This is a genomic window from Commensalibacter oyaizuii, from assembly GCF_029953265.1.
Lineage (GTDB): Bacteria > Pseudomonadota > Alphaproteobacteria > Acetobacterales > Acetobacteraceae > Commensalibacter > Commensalibacter oyaizuii.
The window spans coordinates 900,566-921,652 of sequence record NZ_JASBAO010000001.1 but is presented as its reverse complement, the minus strand read 5'-3'; the positions used below and the strand labels follow the sequence as shown (position 1 = coordinate 921,652).

At 38.9% G+C, this 21,087-nt stretch carries 17 protein-coding genes; 11 read left to right on the top strand and 6 right to left on the bottom strand.

All coding sequences use genetic code 11. The features are described from left to right. Positions 1–521: 521 nt before the first annotated feature. Positions 522–1,454, top strand: coding sequence for an N-acetylmuramoyl-L-alanine amidase family protein (locus QJV27_RS04055; RefSeq protein ID WP_281447694.1), 933 nt, complete (start codon positions 522–524; stop codon positions 1,452–1,454). Positions 1,455–1,661: 207 nt separating this feature from the next. Here the strand turns inward: QJV27_RS04055 and QJV27_RS04050 are convergent, their stop codons facing one another. After that, on the bottom strand, positions 1,662–1,952 hold the full coding sequence (locus tag QJV27_RS04050) for a hypothetical protein (RefSeq protein WP_281447693.1): 291 nt from the start codon (positions 1,950–1,952) through the stop codon (positions 1,662–1,664). A 720-nt stretch (positions 1,953–2,672) separates the two neighbouring features. On the opposite strand from QJV27_RS04050, the gene QJV27_RS04045 reads away from it, so the two are divergent. The 6 genes from QJV27_RS04045 (at position 2,673) to QJV27_RS04020 (ending at position 8,867) form a co-directional block, all read left to right on the top strand. Beyond that, entirely contained in the window at positions 2,673–3,722 is a 1,050-nt protein-coding gene (locus QJV27_RS04045) for a rod shape-determining protein (RefSeq protein ID WP_281447692.1), read from the top strand. 113 nt (positions 3,723–3,835) lie between these two features. Further along, the gene (mreC, locus tag QJV27_RS04040) at positions 3,836–4,750 is read left to right on the top strand and encodes a rod shape-determining protein MreC (protein ID WP_281447691.1); all 915 of its coding nucleotides are present in this window, start codon (positions 3,836–3,838) and stop codon (positions 4,748–4,750) included. Next, positions 4,747–5,328: a rod shape-determining protein MreD gene (gene mreD / locus QJV27_RS04035; RefSeq protein ID WP_281447690.1), complete on the top strand. Its 582-nt coding sequence runs from the start codon at positions 4,747–4,749 to the stop codon at positions 5,326–5,328. Before mreC ends, mreD begins: the two co-directional genes overlap by 4 nt. A gap of 13 nt (positions 5,329–5,341) precedes the next feature. Then, positions 5,342–7,276, top strand: a complete 1,935-nt coding sequence (mrdA, locus tag QJV27_RS04030; protein ID WP_281447689.1) for a penicillin-binding protein 2 — start codon at positions 5,342–5,344, stop codon at positions 7,274–7,276. Between the two features lie 38 nt (positions 7,277–7,314). Then, a complete protein-coding gene (gene rodA, locus QJV27_RS04025; RefSeq protein WP_281447688.1) occupies positions 7,315–8,478 on the top strand; it encodes a rod shape-determining protein RodA in 1,164 nt (387 codons plus the stop codon). Further along, a complete protein-coding gene (locus QJV27_RS04020) occupies positions 8,475–8,867 on the top strand; it encodes a DUF3293 domain-containing protein (protein ID WP_281447687.1) in 393 nt (130 codons plus the stop codon). The genes rodA and QJV27_RS04020 overlap by 4 nt, the downstream gene beginning before the upstream one ends. Before the next feature lie 7 nt (positions 8,868–8,874). Here the strand turns inward: QJV27_RS04020 and QJV27_RS04015 are convergent, their stop codons facing one another. The 3 genes from QJV27_RS04015 to hrpB all read right to left on the bottom strand — a co-directional run bounded on the left by QJV27_RS04015 (position 8,875) and on the right by hrpB (position 13,962). Next, entirely contained in the window at positions 8,875–9,939 is a 1,065-nt protein-coding gene (locus QJV27_RS04015; RefSeq protein ID WP_281447686.1) for a transporter, read from the bottom strand. Between the two features lie 317 nt (positions 9,940–10,256). Continuing rightward, positions 10,257–11,465, bottom strand: coding sequence for a S1C family serine protease (locus tag QJV27_RS04010; protein WP_281447685.1), 1,209 nt, complete (start codon positions 11,463–11,465; stop codon positions 10,257–10,259). Between the two features lie 4 nt (positions 11,466–11,469). Continuing rightward, positions 11,470–13,962, bottom strand: coding sequence for an ATP-dependent helicase HrpB (gene hrpB / locus QJV27_RS04005; protein WP_281447684.1), 2,493 nt, complete (start codon positions 13,960–13,962; stop codon positions 11,470–11,472). 107 nt (positions 13,963–14,069) lie between these two features. On the opposite strand from hrpB, the gene QJV27_RS04000 reads away from it, so the two are divergent. The 4 genes from QJV27_RS04000 to QJV27_RS03985 all read left to right on the top strand — a co-directional run bounded on the left by QJV27_RS04000 (position 14,070) and on the right by QJV27_RS03985 (position 19,014). Beyond that, entirely contained in the window at positions 14,070–16,163 is a 2,094-nt protein-coding gene (locus tag QJV27_RS04000) for a protein-disulfide reductase DsbD family protein (RefSeq protein WP_281447683.1), read from the top strand. Between the two features lie 97 nt (positions 16,164–16,260). Beyond that, positions 16,261–17,004 carry a (Fe-S)-binding protein gene (locus tag QJV27_RS03995; protein WP_281447682.1) on the top strand — a complete coding sequence of 248 codons (744 nt, stop codon included), beginning with the start codon at positions 16,261–16,263 and terminating at the stop codon, positions 17,002–17,004. Continuing rightward, positions 17,001–18,443 (top strand): lactate utilization protein B, encoded by a 1,443-nt coding sequence (locus tag QJV27_RS03990; RefSeq protein WP_281447681.1) that lies wholly within the window; start codon positions 17,001–17,003, stop codon positions 18,441–18,443. Before QJV27_RS03995 ends, QJV27_RS03990 begins: the two co-directional genes overlap by 4 nt. Further along, entirely contained in the window at positions 18,436–19,014 is a 579-nt protein-coding gene (locus QJV27_RS03985) for a LutC/YkgG family protein (protein WP_281447680.1), read from the top strand. Before QJV27_RS03990 ends, QJV27_RS03985 begins: the two co-directional genes overlap by 8 nt. 163 nt (positions 19,015–19,177) lie before the next feature. Here the strand turns inward: QJV27_RS03985 and QJV27_RS03980 are convergent, their stop codons facing one another. Continuing rightward, entirely contained in the window at positions 19,178–20,014 is an 837-nt protein-coding gene (locus QJV27_RS03980; RefSeq protein WP_281447679.1) for a hypothetical protein, read from the bottom strand. Between the two features lie 92 nt (positions 20,015–20,106). Further along, complete coding sequence (hslO, locus tag QJV27_RS03975; RefSeq protein ID WP_281447678.1) at positions 20,107–21,036, bottom strand: Hsp33 family molecular chaperone HslO; 930 nt, start codon at positions 21,034–21,036, stop codon at positions 20,107–20,109. Positions 21,037–21,087 lie beyond the last annotated feature (51 nt).

The window sequence follows — 21,087 nt, the reverse complement described above, 5'->3', positions numbered from 1 at the left end:
CAAATTACATTTTTTTGAATATTATTTGCGGATGGAAACATGTATTTTTATAGTCATTTTTACCGTGTAACCATGAAATATATCAAAAAAGGATAAATTTCGTGAATGATAGTCTTTTATATATCGTAACGTACCGAAATTGTATTTAGCTCTTTACGCATTTCTAAATTTGTTGAATTAAAAATTCTCTATAGAATCTTTTATCTTAAAATCATTAATAATATAGTTTATATGATGCTCAAGTGTAAAAACATATGCACATAAATCTTGATCTCTTAAATAGTAAAAAGCTAACAACAATATTTATTACTTATTAATTTTAAATCACTTCATTTTTCAGAAATTATTTAAAACATTCTTGCATTATCGCAGAATTAATAGGGAACGCAAATGTTTTTTACGCTTTCTTTATTTTGATCAGATATTTTTTTTAAAAGTAAAGATTTTTTTAATTATTTTTTGTATAGTCTTGTGAAATAGAAATAAATATTATGTTAATAAGGGTCAAGAGTATAAAATTAATGGATGAGAATAAGACAGAATTAGAAAATAAACATATAGAAACTATCGATTTTCAATTATCCAGAAGGATGCTTCTTTTTACATCTGCTTCGACAGCCTTATTGTTTTCATCCTCTGTTTTGGCTGCTGAAAAAAAAATCGTTCATTCAAAACACACAACTTCTGTTCGTACATCTTCTAAAAAACACACTAAAGATAAAGCCCCAGCAATTATTGGTCGGGCTAAGAAACCATTACCATTGATTGTGTTAGACCCTGGTCATGGTGGGAAAGATCCAGGCGCGATTGGATATTCGGGAACATATGAAAAACATATTTCGTATGCAACTGCCGTTGAGTTGTCTAGGCAATTGACAAGAACGGGTCGATACAAGGTTAAACTTACTCGTGATTCAGATCGTTTTGTTCCTCTTGACGGTCGTGTTGATTTTGCACAAAAAAATAAAGCTGATTTATTTATTTCAATGCATGCAGATGCATTAAGTAATTCTTCAATTAAGGGAGCAAGCGTTTACACACTTTCAAATACAGCATCTGATGCGCAATCTGCGGCTTTGGCGTCAACAGAAAACCAAGCTGATCGATATGGTGGTCCTAATGTACATGTGACTTCTCCTGCTGTGCAAAAAATTTTAGCAAGTTTAGTTAAACTGGAGACAAAGCGAGAATCCATTACGATGGCGCAAAATATTGTTCGATCTCTTGGACCTAGGGTGGGTTTACTCCCTAATCCACGAAGACACGCAGCTTTTGTTGTTTTAAAATCTGTTAATATTCCTTCTATTTTAGTGGAAATGGGATTTATGTCTAATCGTAGTGATGAGGCTGCATTACGTCGTGCAGGATATCGCGCTGTGATTGCATCTTCAATAAAAGGGGCCGTTGATCGTTATTTTGCTATTGGTGGCAGTGTTACTCATCTTACGGGCTAAAACATAATTATTTAATTGCGTTTTTGCCTAAAAAGTGCCAAAATATAAAGTATGCAATTTATGATATTCTTTCTCGTAGAACTTTTTCTACTGTTAAATACAGAATGAATATCTACGTTTTGTTGGATCTTTCAATTAATTAACCTCTAAAGAAAATGGGTTCTTATCCATTTTCTTTAGAGGCTTTTTTTATTTTATATAGGGTTATTAATATCTGCCCTGTTGATAGCCGTTATTATAATATCCTTGATTTGGACGGTTTGGTGTAGTCAAGGCCCCAGTACCTGCGCCTAATGCTCCTCCAGCAAGAGCACCGATTGCAGCACCACGTCCACCCCCAGCAAGAGCACCGATTGCTGCACCAGTACCCCCACCAATAAGTGCCCCAGTACCAGCACGACCACCCATACTATATCCACCATCGCAAGCGGATAAGAAAGAAGTAGAAACGATTACAAGAGCTAAGCCAGCATATGTAGATTTTAGTAATTTTTTCATTTACGGTTCTCTTTTACAATTTTTAATTATTAACTAATTTGTTGCTTCAGTATATTCGTATTATAACAAAATGGTTTATTTTTGACAGAGTCTTAATATTCTTTATCACAATTTAAAATGGCCTTTGTTAAAATGACGAAATTCGAAATTCTTGAAAGCGATATCATATTTCAGATTAGATAAAATTAAATTAATTGCCAATTCAGATTACCAATAATCGTTTTCAAGAAAATAAAAAAAATCTGTTGTCTTAAAACGTTAATGAAGGATAATCTTTTTCGATTCGTTATCAGATTATTTTATTTAAACGTTCATTGCATTGTTTTCGATTATGCACGAATAGTTTGTATTTAAAGGAATTTTGTTTAAGAACGAGATAGAGATATTGAGATTATTAACGTTTGTTAATAAATGTAGAGGGATTTTTTTCTAATTTAAAATAATTTAATTTTAAATATTATCGCAGAAAAGGAATTTTTATGTGATGATTTTATCACTATGTTGATGTTGGGTAACCTTTCTTGTCAAAAACGATTTAAAATAGAAAAAAACTTAGTTTTTTATGAGATATCTCTTGCTCCAATTGCTGCAAATGGGTATTCGATTGAAGAGCTTTTTGAAATTAAGCACTGCGAATTTCTGAAAAAGAAATAAGTTGTAGAAAATTTTAAAATTAAGTGTGGATACAATCATATAAAGTTTTGCTGTCGGGAGTGGTGGATGTTTTCTCGTCTGTTCGGTTTTATGTCTGCAGACATGGCGATAGATTTAGGAACGGCTAATACATTGGTATATGTAAAAGGTCGGGGAATAGTATTAAATGAACCATCGGTGGTTGCGATTGCTGATGTTCGTGGAAAAAAACAGGTATTAGCCGTTGGTGAAGAAGCCAAAAACATGGTCGGACGTACCCCTGGAAATATTACCGCTATTCGCCCTATGCGGGATGGAGTTATTGCAGATTTTGATGTCGCAGAAGAAATGATCAAGCACTTTATTCATAAAGTGCATAATCGTCGCATGTTTGCTAGCCCTCAAATCGTTATCTGTGTACCATCAGGTGCCACAGCGGTTGAAAGACGTGCTATCCAAGAAAGTGCTGAGGGGGCGGGGGCCCGTCGTGTTCAATTAATTGAGGAACCAATGGCCGCAGCAATTGGTGCTGGTTTACCAGTAACAGAGCCTTCAGGCAGTATGATTGTTGATATCGGTGGTGGAACAACTGAGGTTGCTGTTATTTCATTAGGTGGTATTGTTTATTCTCGCTCTGTTCGTGTGGGTGGCGATAGAATGGATGAAGCAATTATTGCTTATATTCGTCGTACTCATAATTTATTAATTGGTGAAAGCTCTGCCGAAAGATTGAAAATGGAGATTGGTGCTGCAATTGCAACGCCTTCTGCGAATGGTGATGGTGGCCCATGGTGTGATGTTAAGGGACGTGACTTAATGAATGGTGTTCCTAGAGAAATTAAAGTATCACAAGAACAGATTGCTGATAGTTTGGCCGAACCTATCGCACAAATCGTTGAAGGTGTCACAATTGCATTAGAAAACACTCCTCCTGAATTGGCTGCGGATATCGTTGATAAGGGCATTATGCTTACAGGTGGTGGCAGCTTATTATTGCGTTTAGATGATGTGTTGCGTCAAGCAACGGGTTTGCCTGTTATTGTTGCTGAAAATCCATTGGATTGTGTGGCATTGGGAACTGGCCGGGCATTAGAAGAGATGAAACGCCTTAGAAATATCTTAACTACGATGTACTAATTTATTGTAAATATTGCAATAATAAGAATTTTTTTTGAATAGTGTGTATTAATTTAATACGCACTATTGGTTTATTAAAACAATATAAATCCATTTATTGCTGAATATTCGTTATGATTCCATTATCTATTCAAATTAAACAGGGACTGGCAAAATTAGTATTGCCCTTATTGTTTGTGTTTGCTTGTTTAATTATGTTACTTGGTCAAGCACAGCCAAAATTCGTTGAAGCAGTACGCTTGAAGGTTAGCGATTATCTTGCACCTGGATACGCACTAGTGGAAGAACCTTTTGGAGTTCTTAATGGTTTCTTACAGAATTTAAAAAATATTCAGCATGTAGCTGCTGAGAATAAAGCATTAAAAGATGAAAACCTTCAATTACGTCGTTGGTATCACGTTGCTATGGGATTGGCCGACGAAAATGAGACTTTAAAAAAACAGCTTCATTGGATGCCTGACCCTGCATTATCTTTCATAACTACACGTGTTGTTGCTGATATTAGTGGGGTCTACCGCAAAGCCATTTTAGTTGTTTTAGACGAAAATCATAAAGTCCGTCCAGGTCAGGTAGCCCTTGATGGTTTTGGTTTGGTTGGTAGGGTTACTGAGGTGGGGGATCGATCTGCACGGATTTTATTAATTAACGACGATTCCAGTCGTATTCCTGTTCGTTTATTAAATTCCCATGCGGCTGCGATTATGGCTGGAGATAATAGCTTATATCCCCGTCTAATTTTTTATCCAGAAGATAAACATCCTGTAGAAGGAGAACGTGTCGTTACGGATGCTAAGGGCGAAGCATTGCCTGCTGGTATTCCGATTGGATATGTTCATTATATACAACCTGGACAGCCCGTTGTGATTCCTTATTTGCCGTTGGATCGTTTAAAAATTATTCGTATTTTTGATTATGGTATGCAACAAATTGTGGCCCCTGATGCGCCAGGCCGTGTCGTTTCAACGAAAAAGAAAAATAGACAAGGACCTGTTGCTAGTCCAAATATGCTTGGGCATAATGAAGAATGATAACAAAAAAAGATCATAGTCAAAAGGATAGCCATATTAGGAAGCCAGGAATACGACCGTCGCGGACGAAATTTCAGTGGATTGATATATGGGTTCGTTCATTAGTGCCGATGGGATTTACAGTTTTTGTAATTTTGTTTCTATCAACTCCTTTAGATATTCCTGGTCGTAATGAGTTATTACCCGCAGTTGTTATGGCATCTGTTTATTTTTGGGCAATTTATCGACCTAAGTCAATGCCAGCAATTGGCGTATTTTGTTTGGGGCTATTAATAGATTTATTGAATTTTTCAATTCCAGGAATTGTTATTCTTTTATTGTTAATTATATATGGTGTGGGGGTTACACAACGTTTTCGATTGGCAAGGTATAATTTTGTCCTTGTTTGGTTAGTCTTTTCATTTATATCGCTTGGGGTTTTTTTGTTGCAATGGGCTTTGACCTCAGCATTTAGTTTAAAGTTAATGCCTTTTTATTCTTTTTTATTTGAAATTATTTTTGCAATTGGTTTTTACCCTTTATTATCCATAATTTTTACATGGGCTCATCGTACTATAGCTGATCCTGATCAAGTGTAAGAACCTGCTGAGTATGAAAAAGAAATCTTCTTATCGACAAAAAAAACAAGAAAAACAAGATACTTCATTGCGTCGTGTATTTACACGACGGGCCTTGTTAATGATTGGTGTGCAAACAGGGATTTTATCTTTGTTAGCTAGTCGTCTTTATAAATTACAAATTACTGAGGGCGATAAATATATACAAATGGCCAAAAAGAATTTGATCAGCAAACGCCTTTTATCCCCACCCAGAGGGCGGATATGCGATCGTTTTGGTGATGTGGTTGCAAATAATAAAATTAATTGGCGAGCCTTGCTGATTCCCGAAGAAACCAGTGATGTTTCTGCAATTGTGGAACGTTTTGCCGAGTTAATACCTTTGGACGAACATGATTATGCACGCATACAATGGGGTATAGATCATCAACGTCGTTTTATTCCCATTATGTTAAAAGATTTTTTATCTTGGGATGAAATGGCCATGATCGAGGTAAATTCACCAACGTTGCCTGGGGTAGTTATCGATATTGGTACAAAACGTGTCTACCAGACAGGGCCGTTAATGGCGCATTTGGTCGGATATATTGCACCACCAAACGAAAAGGATGTTGCAAAAAATTCGATATTGGCTTTGCCTGGCATGCGTGTTGGTCGTTCAGGTATTGAACAAACACAAGACGATGTATTACGTGGTATTCCAGGAGATGTGGAGGTCGAGGTTGATTCAGTTGGACGTATTATTACAACCTTAGGCCGTAAAGAAAGCATTCAAGGGCAGGAAATCTTACTAAGCGTTGATTTGGAATTGCAAAAAGAAGTCTCTGACTTGATTGGTGAACAATCTGCCTGTGCTGTTGTATTAAATTGTCAGAATGGTGAGGTCATGGCGATGGTTAGCAACCCATCTTTTGACCCATCTTTATTCGATAGCGGGGTCAGCCATGCCCAGTGGAAAGCATGGATGGAGGACGAACGGCGTCCTTTAAGTGATAAAGCTGCGGCAGGATTATATCCACCTGGTTCGACATTTAAACCTGCCGTTGGGTTGGCTGCCTTAGAGGCAAATATTATTACAGAGCACGATCGAGTTAACTGTCCTGGGTATTATGATTTCGGGGGAACTCGCTTTCACTGTTGGAATCGATATGGTCATGGCTCATTAAATTTACATGAAGCATTAAAATACTCTTGTGATGTTTATTTTTACGAAATTGCACGAAGAACAGGTATGGATGCAATTCACAGAACATGTCAAAAATTGGGACTGGGTGTTCAACTGCCGATAGAATTGACACATGTGAAGGCAGGCCTTATTCCCACCCCAAAATGGAGAGAGTCCAAGGGAAAACATTGGAATATAGGCGATACAATCGTCAGTGGGATTGGGCAAGGGTTTGTCCATGTATCACCATTACAGTTAGCAACCTATACAGCACGGATGGCAACAGGCAAGGTCGTAAATCCTCATTTAATACGTTCTAGAGATGGTAAGATCATTTCTGAAGCTAACCCAGAATTTTGGGGAAATATAGATATTAAGCCTGAATATTTGAAAATGATACGTTCTGGCATGTATGCTGTTGTTAACGAACCAAGAGGTTCAGGCGCCAAAGCAAAGATCAATTATAACGGGATACAGCTAGCGGGGAAAACAGGGACAGCACAGGTTAAAAGAGTTTCCAGAGCGTTACGTGAAAGTGGGCATTTTAATTCTGCTAATTTGCCATGGAAGTACAGGCCACACGCTTTATTTATTTGTTTTGCCCCTTACGTTAATCCGCAATATGCAATATCCGTGGTTGTTGAGCATGGGAATGCTGCTGCTTCGGTTGCAGCACCTTTGGCAAAAGAGATTATGTTAAGAACGTTAAGACGTGATCCTGCAAATACACAACATCAGCCTGCGCAAGAAGAAAAAGAAAATTCTTCCTCCAATGACCCACAACATTCACAAGATGATGAATAAAATAGTGTCATCATTACCGATTTTATAAGAGCAATATAATGGTTTTTGAAAAACGCTTAATCAGAGCCGAGCCAAATTTAAAAATTCTAGGTAAATTATGGCGTATAAACTGGTTGTATGTAGGGCTGATTTGTTTATTGGCAGGTGTTGGATATGTTGCTTTATATTCAGCAGCCGGGGGTTCAGCATATCCATATGCACGCCCACAAATTTTACGGTTTGCTATTGGATTTATTGTAATGATCGCTGTTGCGGTAACCCCCCTTAGATATCTTGCGAAATTAGCATGGCCTTTATATGGGGTTGGGGTGATCTTATTATTAGCAGTACTTCATATGGGGCATGTTGGTAAGGGGGCAGAGCGTTGGATTATTATTGGTGGAATAGCTTTACAGCCATCAGAACTAATGAAAATAGGATTAGTATTGTTATTAGCAACATGGTTTCATAAAGTGAGTTGGAAACAAATGGGTAATCCCCTGCGGTTGATTATACCAGCTTTTCTGGTACTATTACCTGTCGTTTTGGTATTAAAAGAGCCAAATTTAGGGACCGCCGTTATTATTGGTTGCATCGGGGCATCGATTTTTTTTATGGCTGGAATGCGCTGGTGGATGATTGCCCTATTAGTTGCGCCCCTCCCATTTGCGTTTGATTTGGTTTACAATCATTTACACGATTATCAAAAGGCCAGAATTACGACATTTTTACATCCTGAAAGTGATCCTTTGGGAGCTGGATATAATATTATTCAATCTAAAATTGCATTGGGTTCTGGCGGCATGTGGGGGCAGGGGTATTTGCACGGAACACAGGGACAATTAAACTTCCTACCTGAAAAACAAACAGATTTTATCTTTACAATGATTGCTGAAGAGTGGGGATTTGTTGGTGGGGTTTGTGTTATTGGCTTACTATTATTATTAATTATAGGCGGAATGATTTTTGCCATACGTTCTAAGAACCAATTTGGCAGGTTGCTTGCTTTAGGGCTTAGCATGAATTTCTTTTTTTATTGTGCGGTTAATTTATCAATGGTGATGGGTGCTATTCCAGTAGGGGGGGTTCCACTGCCCATGGTTTCTTATGGGGGGTCAGCAATGTTAACCGTGATGTTTGGTTTTGGTTTATTATTATCTGTTCAAGTACATCGGGATTCTAAATTTGGTATGGAAGATGATCAGCATAAAAAGAACAAATGACAAATATTTTACCCCCAACAGCAAAAATAGAGCTAGCATATAAACAAAGTATCTACCAAGCTGGGCCTGTCATCACAAAGATTAACCAATATCCAATTGGCTTGTCCGAACATTATGCTTGTTATTCATGGGTGATGTTGAGTGCATGCAACCCAGGGGGACGTAAGAAACCTTGGGGTTGGAATAAGCGCATGATGGATCGGTTAAGAGAATATATTAAGCACTATCCCTATTTTGAGGGACAAGGTTCTTTAAAAGAGGTTTCAGAACCTCTTTTTATGGTTAATATTCCTTTGTCCAAAGGGATTTGTTTAGCTCGAAAATTTCGTCAAAATGCAGTTGTTTTTGTGAAATACCAACATTTATCAAGGTTGGTTTATCTTAGTTAGTATTGTTCTAGAAGGCAAAGTTGACAGCGAATTGGGGCTGCACAAAGTCGTTAGTATTATGACCATTTACCGTCAAAGATGTTCCTACAATAATACCAATAGCTGGGGTGGGGTTATATTCAATAGCAGGGGCAACTTGGATATCATGATATGCGCCTGTAACATAACGTTGAAAAGGTTGGTTTGGATATGCCCCGCGCATTCTGGTACCTTTACCCCAGTCATATTGAAAGTCAAAAGCCAAAACCCATTCTTTGGTTAAACCATATTCAAGGGAAAACCCCCAATTTCCAAATAAACCAGACTTTACATTACCATCATATCCTGTTCCTGTGCCGTAACTGCTAATATTATGGATATTTGTTGAAGAAACAGGTTTTCTGGCGACCCCCCACAACCTTACCCGCAGGGCGTGGTTGTAAATATTATAAGCGGCTTGAGATTGTAATCCAAAGCGTAAAGCGTATGATCCTGTTCCTGCACCATCTAATGCCCTGCCAAGATCAGCATAGTCACCCGTTGGAAAATTCATTCCAAGGTAAGTCGTCAAGCTTGGTATATATCGTGCATTGTCTTGATCAATCCAGCGATATTGAAATTCGACAGGGAGATCAGAAAAATGAACACTGCTAGAGGTGGTTCTGCCATTCCAATAATAGATAACTTGTGGGGTAACTTGAATACTTAGATTATCGGTAAGTCCATACTTAATCAATAAGAAGCTGTTGGCTGAATCTGTTCTGTGTTTACTATTTCTAACAGCTCCGTCCGCTTGATAAGCACCACGACTGATGGTTGATTGAAAATAGGGTTCTAACATTAACGAGCCAGCTTGTGTTACCGCTCCAGAAGGGGAAAGTAAAGAACCTGTATAACGTTGTACATCTAAGATGTTGACCTCTGTTGCGTCTATTTCATGTGAGGCTGGAGGTAAAGGTTGTGTCAACTTTGCGTAGCTTAGAGAAGGGCAGCCCCATAAAAGTCCCAAAGAGAACAGTGAGATTTTAGTTTTGCGAGCGACGTGTTTTGACATTGTGTGAACCGAGGGCAGTTTTAACAAAGAAGCATTCATACAGGGACTCCGTTAATCGAAGATTAAAATTTTCAGGGGCATTGAAGTTAACGATAATAGGATTATATGCGTTAAGTGTTTTAGAATATAAGATGGAACTAGATAATTTAAAGAAATAAAACGTTTATATATGTTAATATTTATTTATTTTTTTATAATATACAATAAAATAGCGTGTAACTTAAAAAATTATTCAAAAACTGTTGCACAATAAGTTCAGTGCGACTGTTTATTGATAATTTAATTTTTTCCCGTAAATCAAACTATATATATAAAGGGTTTCTTTTTTATCGCATTTCGTACATGTGTCAGATACATTAATCATCTGCATCTTTTGGACGGTGCCCAACTGTAACGGGCAAAGTGAGACTGCGTTTATTCCTTTTAATTTTTAATTGCAAAATAGAGCCAGGATGTGCGATTGCAACTGTCTTCATAAAAGTACGAACTGTATCAACATGTTGCGCATCGATCATTTCAATACGATCCCCAACGCGTATTTTTGCATTATATGCGGGACTATTTTTGTCAATATCAGTGATTTTTACACCATTATGATGATTATCATCTTCTAAGGTCACGCCCAACCAACCACGATCAATAAACCCTGTTTTACAAAGTTGGGTTACAATAGGGGCGACAATTTCAGAAGGGATCCCAAATCCAATGCCAACAGAGCTACCCGTTGGGGAGACGATGGCTGTATTTAATGCAACGACTTGACCGGCCAAATTAAATGATGGGCCACCAGAATTTCCAGGATTCATTGGGGCGTCTAATTGTAAAAAATCATCAAAAGGACCAGATCCAATATCACGCCCCCGCGCTGAAACGATGCCTGCTGTGACGGACGATCCCAAACCAAAAGGGTTTCCAGCAGCAAGGATCCAATCTCCTACCTCTACTTTTTTGCTATCCCCCCACTGTACATGTGGCAGTGGTTTTTTGCTGTTTACTTTGATAACCGCGATGTCGGTTAAACTGTCGCTGCCGATAACGGTGGCGGGTAACTGTGTGCCATCCATTAAGGATACCGTAATATCATCAGAATCACCAATAACATGTGTATTGGTAACAATAATTCCACTGGGATCGATAATAAATCCAGATCCTGCTTCTGTTATTTTTTGGCGTTGTTCGTGTTGCCTTTGTCTAAATTCCTTCTCGAAAGGTGTCCCTTTTAAAGAGGGTGGAATTTTTGTTCTCTTTTGTGGTTTAACTGGAACATCTTGCAATACGGCAATATTAACGACCGCAGGTACAACTTTTTTAACCAAAGGTGAAAAGGTCAGGGGGCCAGATTCCACAAGAAGTGGAGAGGTTTGAGCCAAGGAATCAGAGGGGATGACCTTGGTTGTTGATGAAGGGGGGGCAGGATTTGCGTTTGGATGGGCTTCGGTTACTTTTTGTGTATGTTCTTGCGAAAAACTGGGTAGAGTAAACAAGTTAACGATTATTATTAAATAACCGTAACAAATTAATTTTACGTGCAGTTTTACTTTGGCAGGAAAAACTAAATATTTCATTATTTTATCGTTGAGACTTTTGAGGAGTAACAGGCAATATAACCGTTGCAGGATTTTCAGGCCAATCATGCTTTGGGTATCGTCCTCTCATATCGCGACGCATATCTTTCCATCCTTCATTCCAAAACCGTTGTAAGTTATTTGTAATCGCTTGTGGGCGATTGGCTGGCGATAACAAGCAACATTGCAACGCAATTTGTCCTTTTGCAATGGTTGGTGTTTCATTTATACCATAAAAATAATGTGCGTGCGCAGAAATAACAGGATGGGGTTGAGTATAATCAATTGTAAAATGCCGATTTTTAAGCAATATTGATTTTGGCAGCATTTTATCTAATTCTTGGCATAAAGAATAACCTAAATAATTTTCAAGAATTTGCATGAGATTTAACTGCTGTATTTCTTCTAAACTGGTCAAGCCATCTAACCAAGGGGATAACCAGATTTCGCGGTTGGCTTTTAAAGATTCTTCGGATAAATCTGGAATATCCTCTCTTTTTAAATGATCACGAGCAAATTGACAGCGAGCTTGCAGTTGTTTTGCTTGATCAGTCCAATTTAAAACTTTGGTTAAATGATTACAAACATATTGTAATAATACAGGGAATGCTGCTTGCGCGTTGGCAGGAACATTTCTATCTTGTAAAACTAATCGTCCAAACCGCAGTCGTTCACGCATAATGACCTTGCCACTGACAGTATCCAATGCGGTCTCTTGTTCGATCTGAGCTTTATTTTCAAGGAACTGCATTAAAACAATAGGATGAATTGGGGTTGCTAAACAAATATTTGTGCGTTTATTGACATGTACACTGGCAACCGCCAATAAATTTTCTTTGGCAAAGGGATCTTGTGTTGAAAGATAGGCAGATCCGCCCCCAGCCAAACGAAAAGAGCCAAGATCGCTTCTGCGTTGTGCCAGACGATCTGGAAAAGCTGCACAAATTAATAATGCAGGGTCTTTAGCGGGAGAAGATATTTGATCAAGACGCAGCCTTTTACGGTAATCTTGGCTTACTTTACGTAAACGATGCCATAACCCTTGATCTTGGCGAGAGGGTGGGAAATGATTTAACCATTGCAGACGGGTTTTAATGTCAACAAAAGCTTGCTCCTCATGACGTAATGGATCTCGTTCCTCTAATAATGCTGCGATATCGGCGGCCAATGCTTTTTCCGCGGGGCTAGATGCACTTAACATCATGGCGGCCATGCGGGGATGGGCACCAAATTGCGCAATTTTTTTACCGAATGCTGTTATTGTGCCATCATTATTCATAGCACCAAGTAAAATTAATAAATCTTTGGCAGCTTCAATTACCCCGATTGCAGGGCTATCAGGTAAAGGAATGTCTTGGATAGATATTCCCATAATTTCTGACCATGTTTGGCAAATCAATAAAAATTCACTTAATTCAGCCTCTAAAATTTCAGGGCGATCATGCAGAGGCAACGCACGTTCTGTTGCATTTGTCCATAATTTATATACAATGCCTGGGCCTTCGCGTCCTGCACGCCCTGCACGTTGTGTGGCTGCTGCTTTTGAAATGCGCTGGGTTTGCAAGCGGGTTAATCCTGTATCAGCATTAAGTTGTGGGACCCTGCGAAATCCCCCGTCAACCACAATTCGAACCCCAGGTACGGTAAGAGAGGTTTCAGCAATAGAAGTTGACAGAACGATCCGGCGTTTGTGGTGCCCTGCGGGTAAATGTAGGGCCTTGTCTTGCTCTTGTGAGGGTAAGTCGCCGTATAGAGGTAGGATTTCAGCGTTAGGAAGATGAAGCAGGCTAGCTGTTTTGTGAATTTCACCTGCACCAGGCAGGAATGCTAAAATGTTCCCTTGATCTTGGTGATAGCTTTGGGTGATCTCAGCGGCCATTACTGTGGGCAAGTCCCTGAAATGGGTTAAGTCTCGTTTACGGTGATGAATGGTGATAGGATGGATATCATTTTTACTTTCAAGAACTTCACAATCCAGAATTTGTTGTAGATTGGACAAAGCTGGGGTCGCAGACATTGCAATCAGGCGTAAATCTGGACGCAAGTGTTGTTGTAAATTTCGACACAGGCCAAGACACATATCTGCATCTAAAGAGCGTTCATGAATTTCATCAAAAATGACACCTGCTACATCATCAAGCAAAGGGTTATTTAAGAGGTGGCGCAAAAATAACCCTTGGGTAACAACCTCTATAGTCGTTTTTGGACTGATCGCTTTCTCCATACGAGTACGATATCCGATTGTCTGTCCAATTTCTTCTTGGCATAAAAAAGACATTTGTTTAGCAGCAGCACGGGTGGCAATCCTTCTGGGTTCCAGCATGATTAGTTTTTTTTCTTGTTTCCATGATGCATCCAAGAGGGATAAAGGTACTAAACTGGTTTTTCCTGTTCCTGGTGGGGCGACCAAGATGACGTTTGTATGATGATTTAGATGTTCATACAGTCTGGGCAGAATGGATTGGATCGGTAAATCAATGTTTTTTATATTATACATAGAAGACGGATCGTTTGTTATTAGCTCGTAGATATGACATAGAATATTGTTTGTTTATCGTATATTTCTATATAAAGACAGAGATTATTGTAAAAAGGGTAACTACAGTGCGGTATTGGATCAGATTTTGTTTAGCAATGATGGGAATAATCCTCTTAATAAACAATAATGTGTTAGCCAAAGAGAGCAATCCCGTTATCAGTAAACACGGTACGGCCAATATTATATCTGGTGAAGATCATTATGATGGTCGCAAAAAATTACAGTTGGGATTACGAATACGTTTAATCCCAGGGTGGCATACCTATTGGAAAAATCCAGGTGATGCGGGTGAACCTGCTTCAGTAATTGCCCAAGTTAATGAAATTGGTAAAAAGATAGAGGGTAAAATTGATTGGCCTGCCCCTGAACCTTTGTCTGAAAATGGACTGATGTCATATGTGTATAAAGGGGACGTGGTTTTACCCTTTACCTTGGATTTAAATGATATTGAACAAAACAAACCTTTGCATTTAAATATTAAGGCCAATTGGTTAGTTTGTGCCGATGTTTGTATTCCTGAGAAAGGAGAGTTCACGTTAGATTTGCCAGTCGGTCAGGCAAGTCCAACCAAAGAAGCATCCCTATTGCAACAGGCTTTGGCAAAACGCCCACAAGTTAGCCCATGGGACGTGAAAATTAGTCCCAAAGGGATATTATGGGCAAAACATACCTCTATCGATCCAAAAGATATCGCCAAAGCTTGGTTCATGCCAGAGAAATCAGGCATTATTGATCAGGTATCGCCACAACAACTTGCTGTTGAGAAGGGTTTACTCACCTTACATATACCCTATTTATCCAAGGAAAATGTTAAAGAGCCGTTACGTGGCGTACTGGCAGTTCAAGATAATCAAAAACACATTCAGCATTTAGCCATTACAGCCCCCGTACAAGATTTATCTAACAAAGAAATTTCAACAGGATTATTCTTTTTGCTAGGCAGCGCTTTTTTAGGCGGGGTTTTGTTAAACTTAATGCCTTGTGTTTTTCCTGTCATTGCAATGAAGCTTTTATCACTTAGTCATATAAGACAAGAACAGGCTGGGGTACGGTATAAGAGTACCTTGGCATATACTTTGGGAATCCTCAGCTGTTTTGCGATGATGGCAGTTGCTTTTGTTGGATTGCGATGGATGGGTTCACAAATGGGATGGGGATTTCAATTTCAATCCGTTGCCTTTGTAATGATATTGTGCTGGTTACTTTTTGTTTTAGCATTAAATTTCTTGGGTGTTTTTCATATCCAATTTTCTATGGGTAATGGAACAGCATCCGCTGCTGCGTCGTCTATGACGTATTCTTCTGATTTCGTTACTGGATTGCTGGCGGTTTTAGTGGCAACCCCTTGTACAGCACCCTTTATGGGGGTGGCAGTTGCAGGGGCATTAAATGCCTCGTTATGGGTCAGTCTTTTGATTTTCATCGTGATGGGATTAGGTCTTGCTTTGCCTTATGCGGTGTTTGCCTGTATTCCTATCTTGACCCGTATTTTGCCGCGTCCTGGTTTATGGATGGATATCTTAAAACAGTTCTTGGCATTTCCGTTATTGTTAAGCTGTTTATGGTTGGCATGGGTAGTGTACCAACATCAACAACCTTTGACCTTGTTATTACTCTTATCTGGATTTATTGGATTGGGCTTTGTTGCCTGGTTATTTGGATTAAACCAAACCATGAAAATGCAGGGAATCTATCGACCTTTCCGTATTCTATCGATGGTAATAAATATCGGTATTATTGCTGCATTGGGGATTAGTGTTGTTGTCTTAGTCAAAACAGACGATGGGAATCTACAAGCCCAATCTTTAAAAGAGGGTGCAATTCCTTTTTCAGAACAAAAATTGCAAGCACTGCGCAAAGCACATCAACCCGTTTTTGTTAATATGACCGCCTCGTGGTGTTTAACCTGTATGGTCAATGACAAGGTGGCTTTGTCTTCATCGCGTGTGCAAGCTGCGTTTAAACAAAATCATATTCAGTATATGGTTGGCGATTGGACCCGATACGATAAAGCAATCGGTGATTTTTTAAAAGCACATGGCAGAGAAGGGGTTCCATTTTATATTTATTATCCAGCCGAGGGAAAGCCTAAAATATTGCCACAAATATTAACCCCTCAGATTGTTTTAGAGTATTTAAATGCATCACCAAAAAAGTGAACGATTAATAGCTGGTAAAAAGTGAGGATAGTGCTACAAATAGGGTCCATAAATCATTTTTATAATTATAAATTAAATAAATATAAGGTTTGATAAAATGGAAGTCGGGTTATTTATTCCCTGCTATATGGATGCGCTGGAACCAGAAGTTGGCATATCAACGCTAAAGTTATTAGAGCGTTTAGGTGTTGATGTGACGTACCCGTTTGATCAAACCTGTTGTGGACAGCCTATGACGAATACAGGATGTCATAAAGAGGCCGCGGCAACAGAAGCTTTGTTTGTTAAAAATTTTTCTCGTTTTGATTATATTGTTATGCCGTCAGGCAGTTGTACCAATCAGGTGCGTCACCATTTCGATGCCATAGACCAAACTGATGATGTACAGCATGTGCGAAAAAACACATATGATTTGGTTGAATTTTTACATGATATTTTAAAAGTTGAAACATTTCCATGGGCGCGTTTCCCCCATAAAGTGGCTATTCATTATAATTGTAATGCATTACGTGGTTTGCGCCATGCCAGCATGTCTGAACGTCGGGAATCTTTTTTTTCCAAACCAAAAAATTTGTTGGAAAAAGTTAAGGGTATTGAATTTGTAGAACTTGAACGCCCCGACGAATGCTGTGGTTTTGGGGGCACTTTTTCCGTGTTTGAGGAGGGGGTCTCTGCCAAAATGGGACAGGATAAAGTTATGGATCAGCAGCGCAGTGGGGCCGAATATATTATTTCTGCCGATAGCTCGTGCCTAATGCATCAAAAGGGTTGTGCACAACGTATGGGGGTAAATTTGCAGTATGCTCATATTGCTCAAATTTTAAACGGGGATTTATCATGATCAACCTTCAGGATGAAGCACAACCAAAAGGTGCCAAGATCAGAGGGAATAAACCCGTCGATCAATTAGAGGCAGCCAATCGTTTTATTGCGGCCTCTGCGCATCAAAAGATGCATGATCAGCGTTTATGGGATTTACGTAAAAAACGTGATGCTCAGATGCATTTAATTCCTGAATGGGAGGAATTACGTGATTTAGCCTCAGAGATTAAAAATCATACTTTGGATTTTCTAGCAGATTATTTAGAAGAATTTGAACGAAATGCGACAGCGAATGGGGTTCATGTGCATTGGGCCAAGGATGCGCAAGAGAGCAATCAGATCATTTCGGATATTTTAAAGCAACATGATGCAAAAACTCTTGTGAAAAGCAAGTCTATGTTGGGAGAAGAATGTTGCTTGCGCCAACATCTGGAACAAGATGGGGTAAAAGTAATCGAAACGGATTTGGGGGAACGTATTCAGCAATTGGATCATGAGGACCCTAGTCACGTGGTTGTACCTGCGGTTCATAAAACCAGAACTGATGTTTCTAAGGTTTTTGAAAAGACATTAAATGCGCAAAAAGGTAATAACGATGTTCATTATTTGGCTGAAGTACAACGTGAAACAACCCGTCCTTATATTCTAAATGCAGATGCTGGGATGACAGGGGGGAATTTTTTAGTTGCTGAAACAGGGGCTGTTGTTGTTTGCACTAACGAGGGGAATGCTGATCTATCGGCTAACACCCCTCCTTTACATATTGTAACGGTGGGTATTGAAAAAATAATTCCTAAAATGGAACATTTGGCGGTTTTTATTCGTTTGTTGTCACGCAGTGCTTTGGGGTCACCGATTACACAATATACTTCTTATTTCCGTGGCCCTCGAAAGGATGGGGAAATGCACGTTGTATTGGTGGATAATGGACGATCAACGCGCTTGGCAAATAAAACGTTTAAACCTGGATTAAAGTGTATCCGTTGTGGGGCATGTATGAATACATGTCCTGTGTTTCGTCGTAGCGGTGGGTTGAGTTACGGCAGTGTTTATGCTGGCCCTATCGGATTGATTTTAAGTCCAGGTTACAATACGCATAAATATCGTAATCTTCCCTTTGCCTCTACATTAAACGGCAGTTGTACCAACGTATGTCCTGTTAAAATTAATTTACATGAACAAATTTTTGCATGGCGTGAAACTTTGGCCAAGGATAATGAGTTATCATTATCAAAACGCGTTATTATGAAAACATTAGGGCAATTATTTGCCAGCCCTAGAATGTACCGCACTGCCATTCAAACTGGTGATCGGGCATTGAAGTATTTACCCCATTTTATGGTATATAATCGATTAAATAGTTGGGGTCGGCAAAGGGATATTCCTTCTACTCCCAAAGAAACGTTTCACAGTTGGTATGCCAAGAATTATCAAAAAAAGGAAAAAAGAGATGAGTAGCCGTGATTTTATTTTAAATAAAATTAGACAGGCTTGCGTGTCAGAGCCGACATCCCCTCCAACGGTTCCTTTTTTTCATACGTCCTCCGATCGTATAGTTGAAAAATTTCAAAAATCTTTAGAGATGATGGGAGGGGATATTTTACCAAAAGGGGAGAAAGATCCCTATGAGTTTGTAAAAACAAAACTGGCATCAGCTAAAATTATTTGCCCTGTTGTTCCCGAAATTGTCGGGAATTGCCCATTGACAGAATATACAACACCTGCCAGCTTGCAAAATGTTGATTATGGAGTGATCCGAGCTAGTTTTGGGGTCGCAGAGACAGGGTCTATTTGTTTAACAGACCAGAATTTATTGATTAATACGTTGGGATATCTGCCTCAACATTTAATTATTTTGCTTGATCCAACACAAATTGTTGAAAATTTGCATGACGCTTATGCACGACCAGAATGGAAGCAAGTTCATTATGCCGCGTTACATAGTGGGCCATCGGCAACAGCGGATATAGAAGGGGTTTTAATTCGTGGTGCCCAAGGGGTGCGATCTTTGTCAGTTTTCTTTGATTAAACAGGGTTGATTTTCGAAGAAAATACTTATTGGTTTAAGTAGTGCAATATGAATTATTGACAAATAATTTGTAATTTTTAGATAAGACAAAATAGAATAATTTAACAATAATCGTGAGATCTTATATTGATAGATCCACGATTATTCTTTTTATAAGTATTCTTTAGTAACCATCAGGAACAGCAGAGGCTGGGATTGTTCCTAAACTGCCAGTGGGGTATTTACTGGTCGTTTCAGGAACCTGTTGGGTACCAGATGTTTTAGAGCCACTATCAGGGCGCCCTCCTGGAAAGACAGCACTCAGATCTTCATCTGTTGATCCTGTATTTTGCTTGGCTTTGGTATTTTTTTGTGTTGATGTTGGTTTATTAGGTGTGCCTAGATCTTGGGTCTGGATATCATTGGCAATAGGGGTTCCTGTTGCATCAACTATATATTTTTGTAAATGCTGACGGATTTGATATTCTAATTCCACGTTCATGTCTTGCATTAACTTTTGGGTAATGTCGTATAGGTTACTTTTACTATTAGCATCCCCTTTAGAAGAATCTATATCATATGTATGATTTACCCCAGCCTGAATAGATGCCATTTTTTGATTATTACTATTATAAATATCAAAAGAAACGTCCATCTGACCATAAATTCCATTGTGCCCAGATTCTTGTAAAGAGGCACGTTTAATGGTGAATACGGCGTGCCTTGCCGATCCTCGTGCCTTGAAACGATTATTAGCCATATTTTCCAAAGCTGTTATTGGCGATACAGGGCTTAGGTTGGTGACATCGCGTGGATAGGTTGCACCAGCTGTCATATTTTGGATGGTTATCTGACCGACATTAAAAAAGATCGGGGTTAAATAATCATAGGTCAAAGGAGCAAAATTGGGTTCATCATGATGAGAGCACGCTGTTAATCCAACCATAGGACTAAATAGTAAAAAAGCTGAGGCGCATAATTTTAATCGAGTTGAAAAGGTTTTTGATTGTTTCAGTGACATTTGATTCCTCTATTAACCATTTATAAAGCTTGATTTATGTCAATCGTATTATGAACTAAATAGATTATTAGGTTTATGCTAGCCAAACTATATTATTGTATAATTTCTGTTCTAGGAAAGATAAAATCATAACGGCAAAATTCACAAGTCATTGTGATGTTGCCATTTTCACTCATACTATGCAAATCATCTTGGCTAAATGTTTTTAGAATATTCTTAAGCCGAGAACGCGAACAACGACACCCATAAGATAATGGTTTGGGAGAGCCAATACTGACAGACGTACTATTAAACAAACGATAGAGTAATTGCTCATGAGGTAATTGTATATCTAACAGTTCCGTAGACGTTAATGTTTCAGCTAAAATTGTAAGCGTATTCCAATCTTCTTCTGCGCTTTCGATTTCGTCATTGGATTTGATGACGATAGACGGATCATTTGCAATTTTTTCTAAAATCAGCCCTGCTGCCTGCCACCCATCTTCAGTTTGTTCACAGCTTAGCCGTATCCAACATGGCAGTTGCTCACTGGTTTTAAAATATTCAACTGCCATTTCTGACAATGTATTACCCGTCAGTTCGACCATCCCTTGATAAGTATCTTTGTCATTTTTTTGATCGACGGTTAAGACAAATAAACCCTTTTCAAATAATTGCAAAGCTGTTGCCTCTTTGGAAAGGGCTGCTAGTTTCTCTTCGTCAAATCTAGCATAAAATCGTAATTCACCTTTATCGGTACAATCAACGACCAATAACGACACAGCACCTTCGCCTTTAATTTGTAGGGAAAAAGAACCTTCAAATTTTAATGCAGAGGCTAACCCTGCAACCAAAACCAAAGCCTCTCCTCCTAGTTTGGAAATGGCATAGGGATAATTATGACGTTGTAACAACGCATCGGTTAAATTATCCAGTCGAATTAAACGCCCTCTCGCTGATGTAAAAAAGAATGGCGTAATACCCTTGGGAATGACGACATTGGGAACGTTAGGACGGTCGTGGTCATGTTGAAGTTTGGTCATAATTACGGTGCCTTAGAATTTAATAAAGTCAGAAGCAGGAAACTTCTGACC

What these genes read in the sequence shown, in the direction of transcription:
- mrdA (WP_281447689.1), top strand. Translation starts at nt 5,342, where the DNA reads ATGAAAAAGAAATCTTCTTATCGACAAAAAAAACAAGAAAAACAAGAT.
- mreD (WP_281447690.1), top strand. Translation starts at nt 4,747, where the DNA reads ATGATAACAAAAAAAGATCATAGTCAAAAGGATAGCCATATTAGGAAG.
- QJV27_RS04015 (WP_281447686.1), bottom strand. Translation starts at nt 9,939, where the DNA reads ATGAATGCTTCTTTGTTAAAACTGCCCTCGGTTCACACAATGTCAAAA.
- hslO (WP_281447678.1), bottom strand. Translation starts at nt 21,036, where the DNA reads ATGACCAAACTTCAACATGACCACGACCGTCCTAACGTTCCCAATGTC.
- QJV27_RS04055 (WP_281447694.1), top strand. Translation starts at nt 522, where the DNA reads ATGGATGAGAATAAGACAGAATTAGAAAATAAACATATAGAAACTATC.
- hrpB (WP_281447684.1), bottom strand. Translation starts at nt 13,962, where the DNA reads ATGTATAATATAAAAAACATTGATTTACCGATCCAATCCATTCTGCCC.
- QJV27_RS04050 (WP_281447693.1), bottom strand. Translation starts at nt 1,952, where the DNA reads ATGAAAAAATTACTAAAATCTACATATGCTGGCTTAGCTCTTGTAATC.
- QJV27_RS03995 (WP_281447682.1), top strand. Translation starts at nt 16,261, where the DNA reads ATGGAAGTCGGGTTATTTATTCCCTGCTATATGGATGCGCTGGAACCA.
- mreC (WP_281447691.1), top strand. Translation starts at nt 3,836, where the DNA reads ATGATTCCATTATCTATTCAAATTAAACAGGGACTGGCAAAATTAGTA.
- QJV27_RS03985 (WP_281447680.1), top strand. Translation starts at nt 18,436, where the DNA reads ATGAGTAGCCGTGATTTTATTTTAAATAAAATTAGACAGGCTTGCGTG.
- QJV27_RS04010 (WP_281447685.1), bottom strand. Translation starts at nt 11,465, where the DNA reads ATGAAATATTTAGTTTTTCCTGCCAAAGTAAAACTGCACGTAAAATTA.
- QJV27_RS03980 (WP_281447679.1), bottom strand. Translation starts at nt 20,014, where the DNA reads ATGTCACTGAAACAATCAAAAACCTTTTCAACTCGATTAAAATTATGC.
- QJV27_RS04045 (WP_281447692.1), top strand. Translation starts at nt 2,673, where the DNA reads ATGTTTTCTCGTCTGTTCGGTTTTATGTCTGCAGACATGGCGATAGAT.
- QJV27_RS04020 (WP_281447687.1), top strand. Translation starts at nt 8,475, where the DNA reads ATGACAAATATTTTACCCCCAACAGCAAAAATAGAGCTAGCATATAAA.
- QJV27_RS03990 (WP_281447681.1), top strand. Translation starts at nt 17,001, where the DNA reads ATGATCAACCTTCAGGATGAAGCACAACCAAAAGGTGCCAAGATCAGA.
- rodA (WP_281447688.1), top strand. Translation starts at nt 7,315, where the DNA reads ATGGTTTTTGAAAAACGCTTAATCAGAGCCGAGCCAAATTTAAAAATT.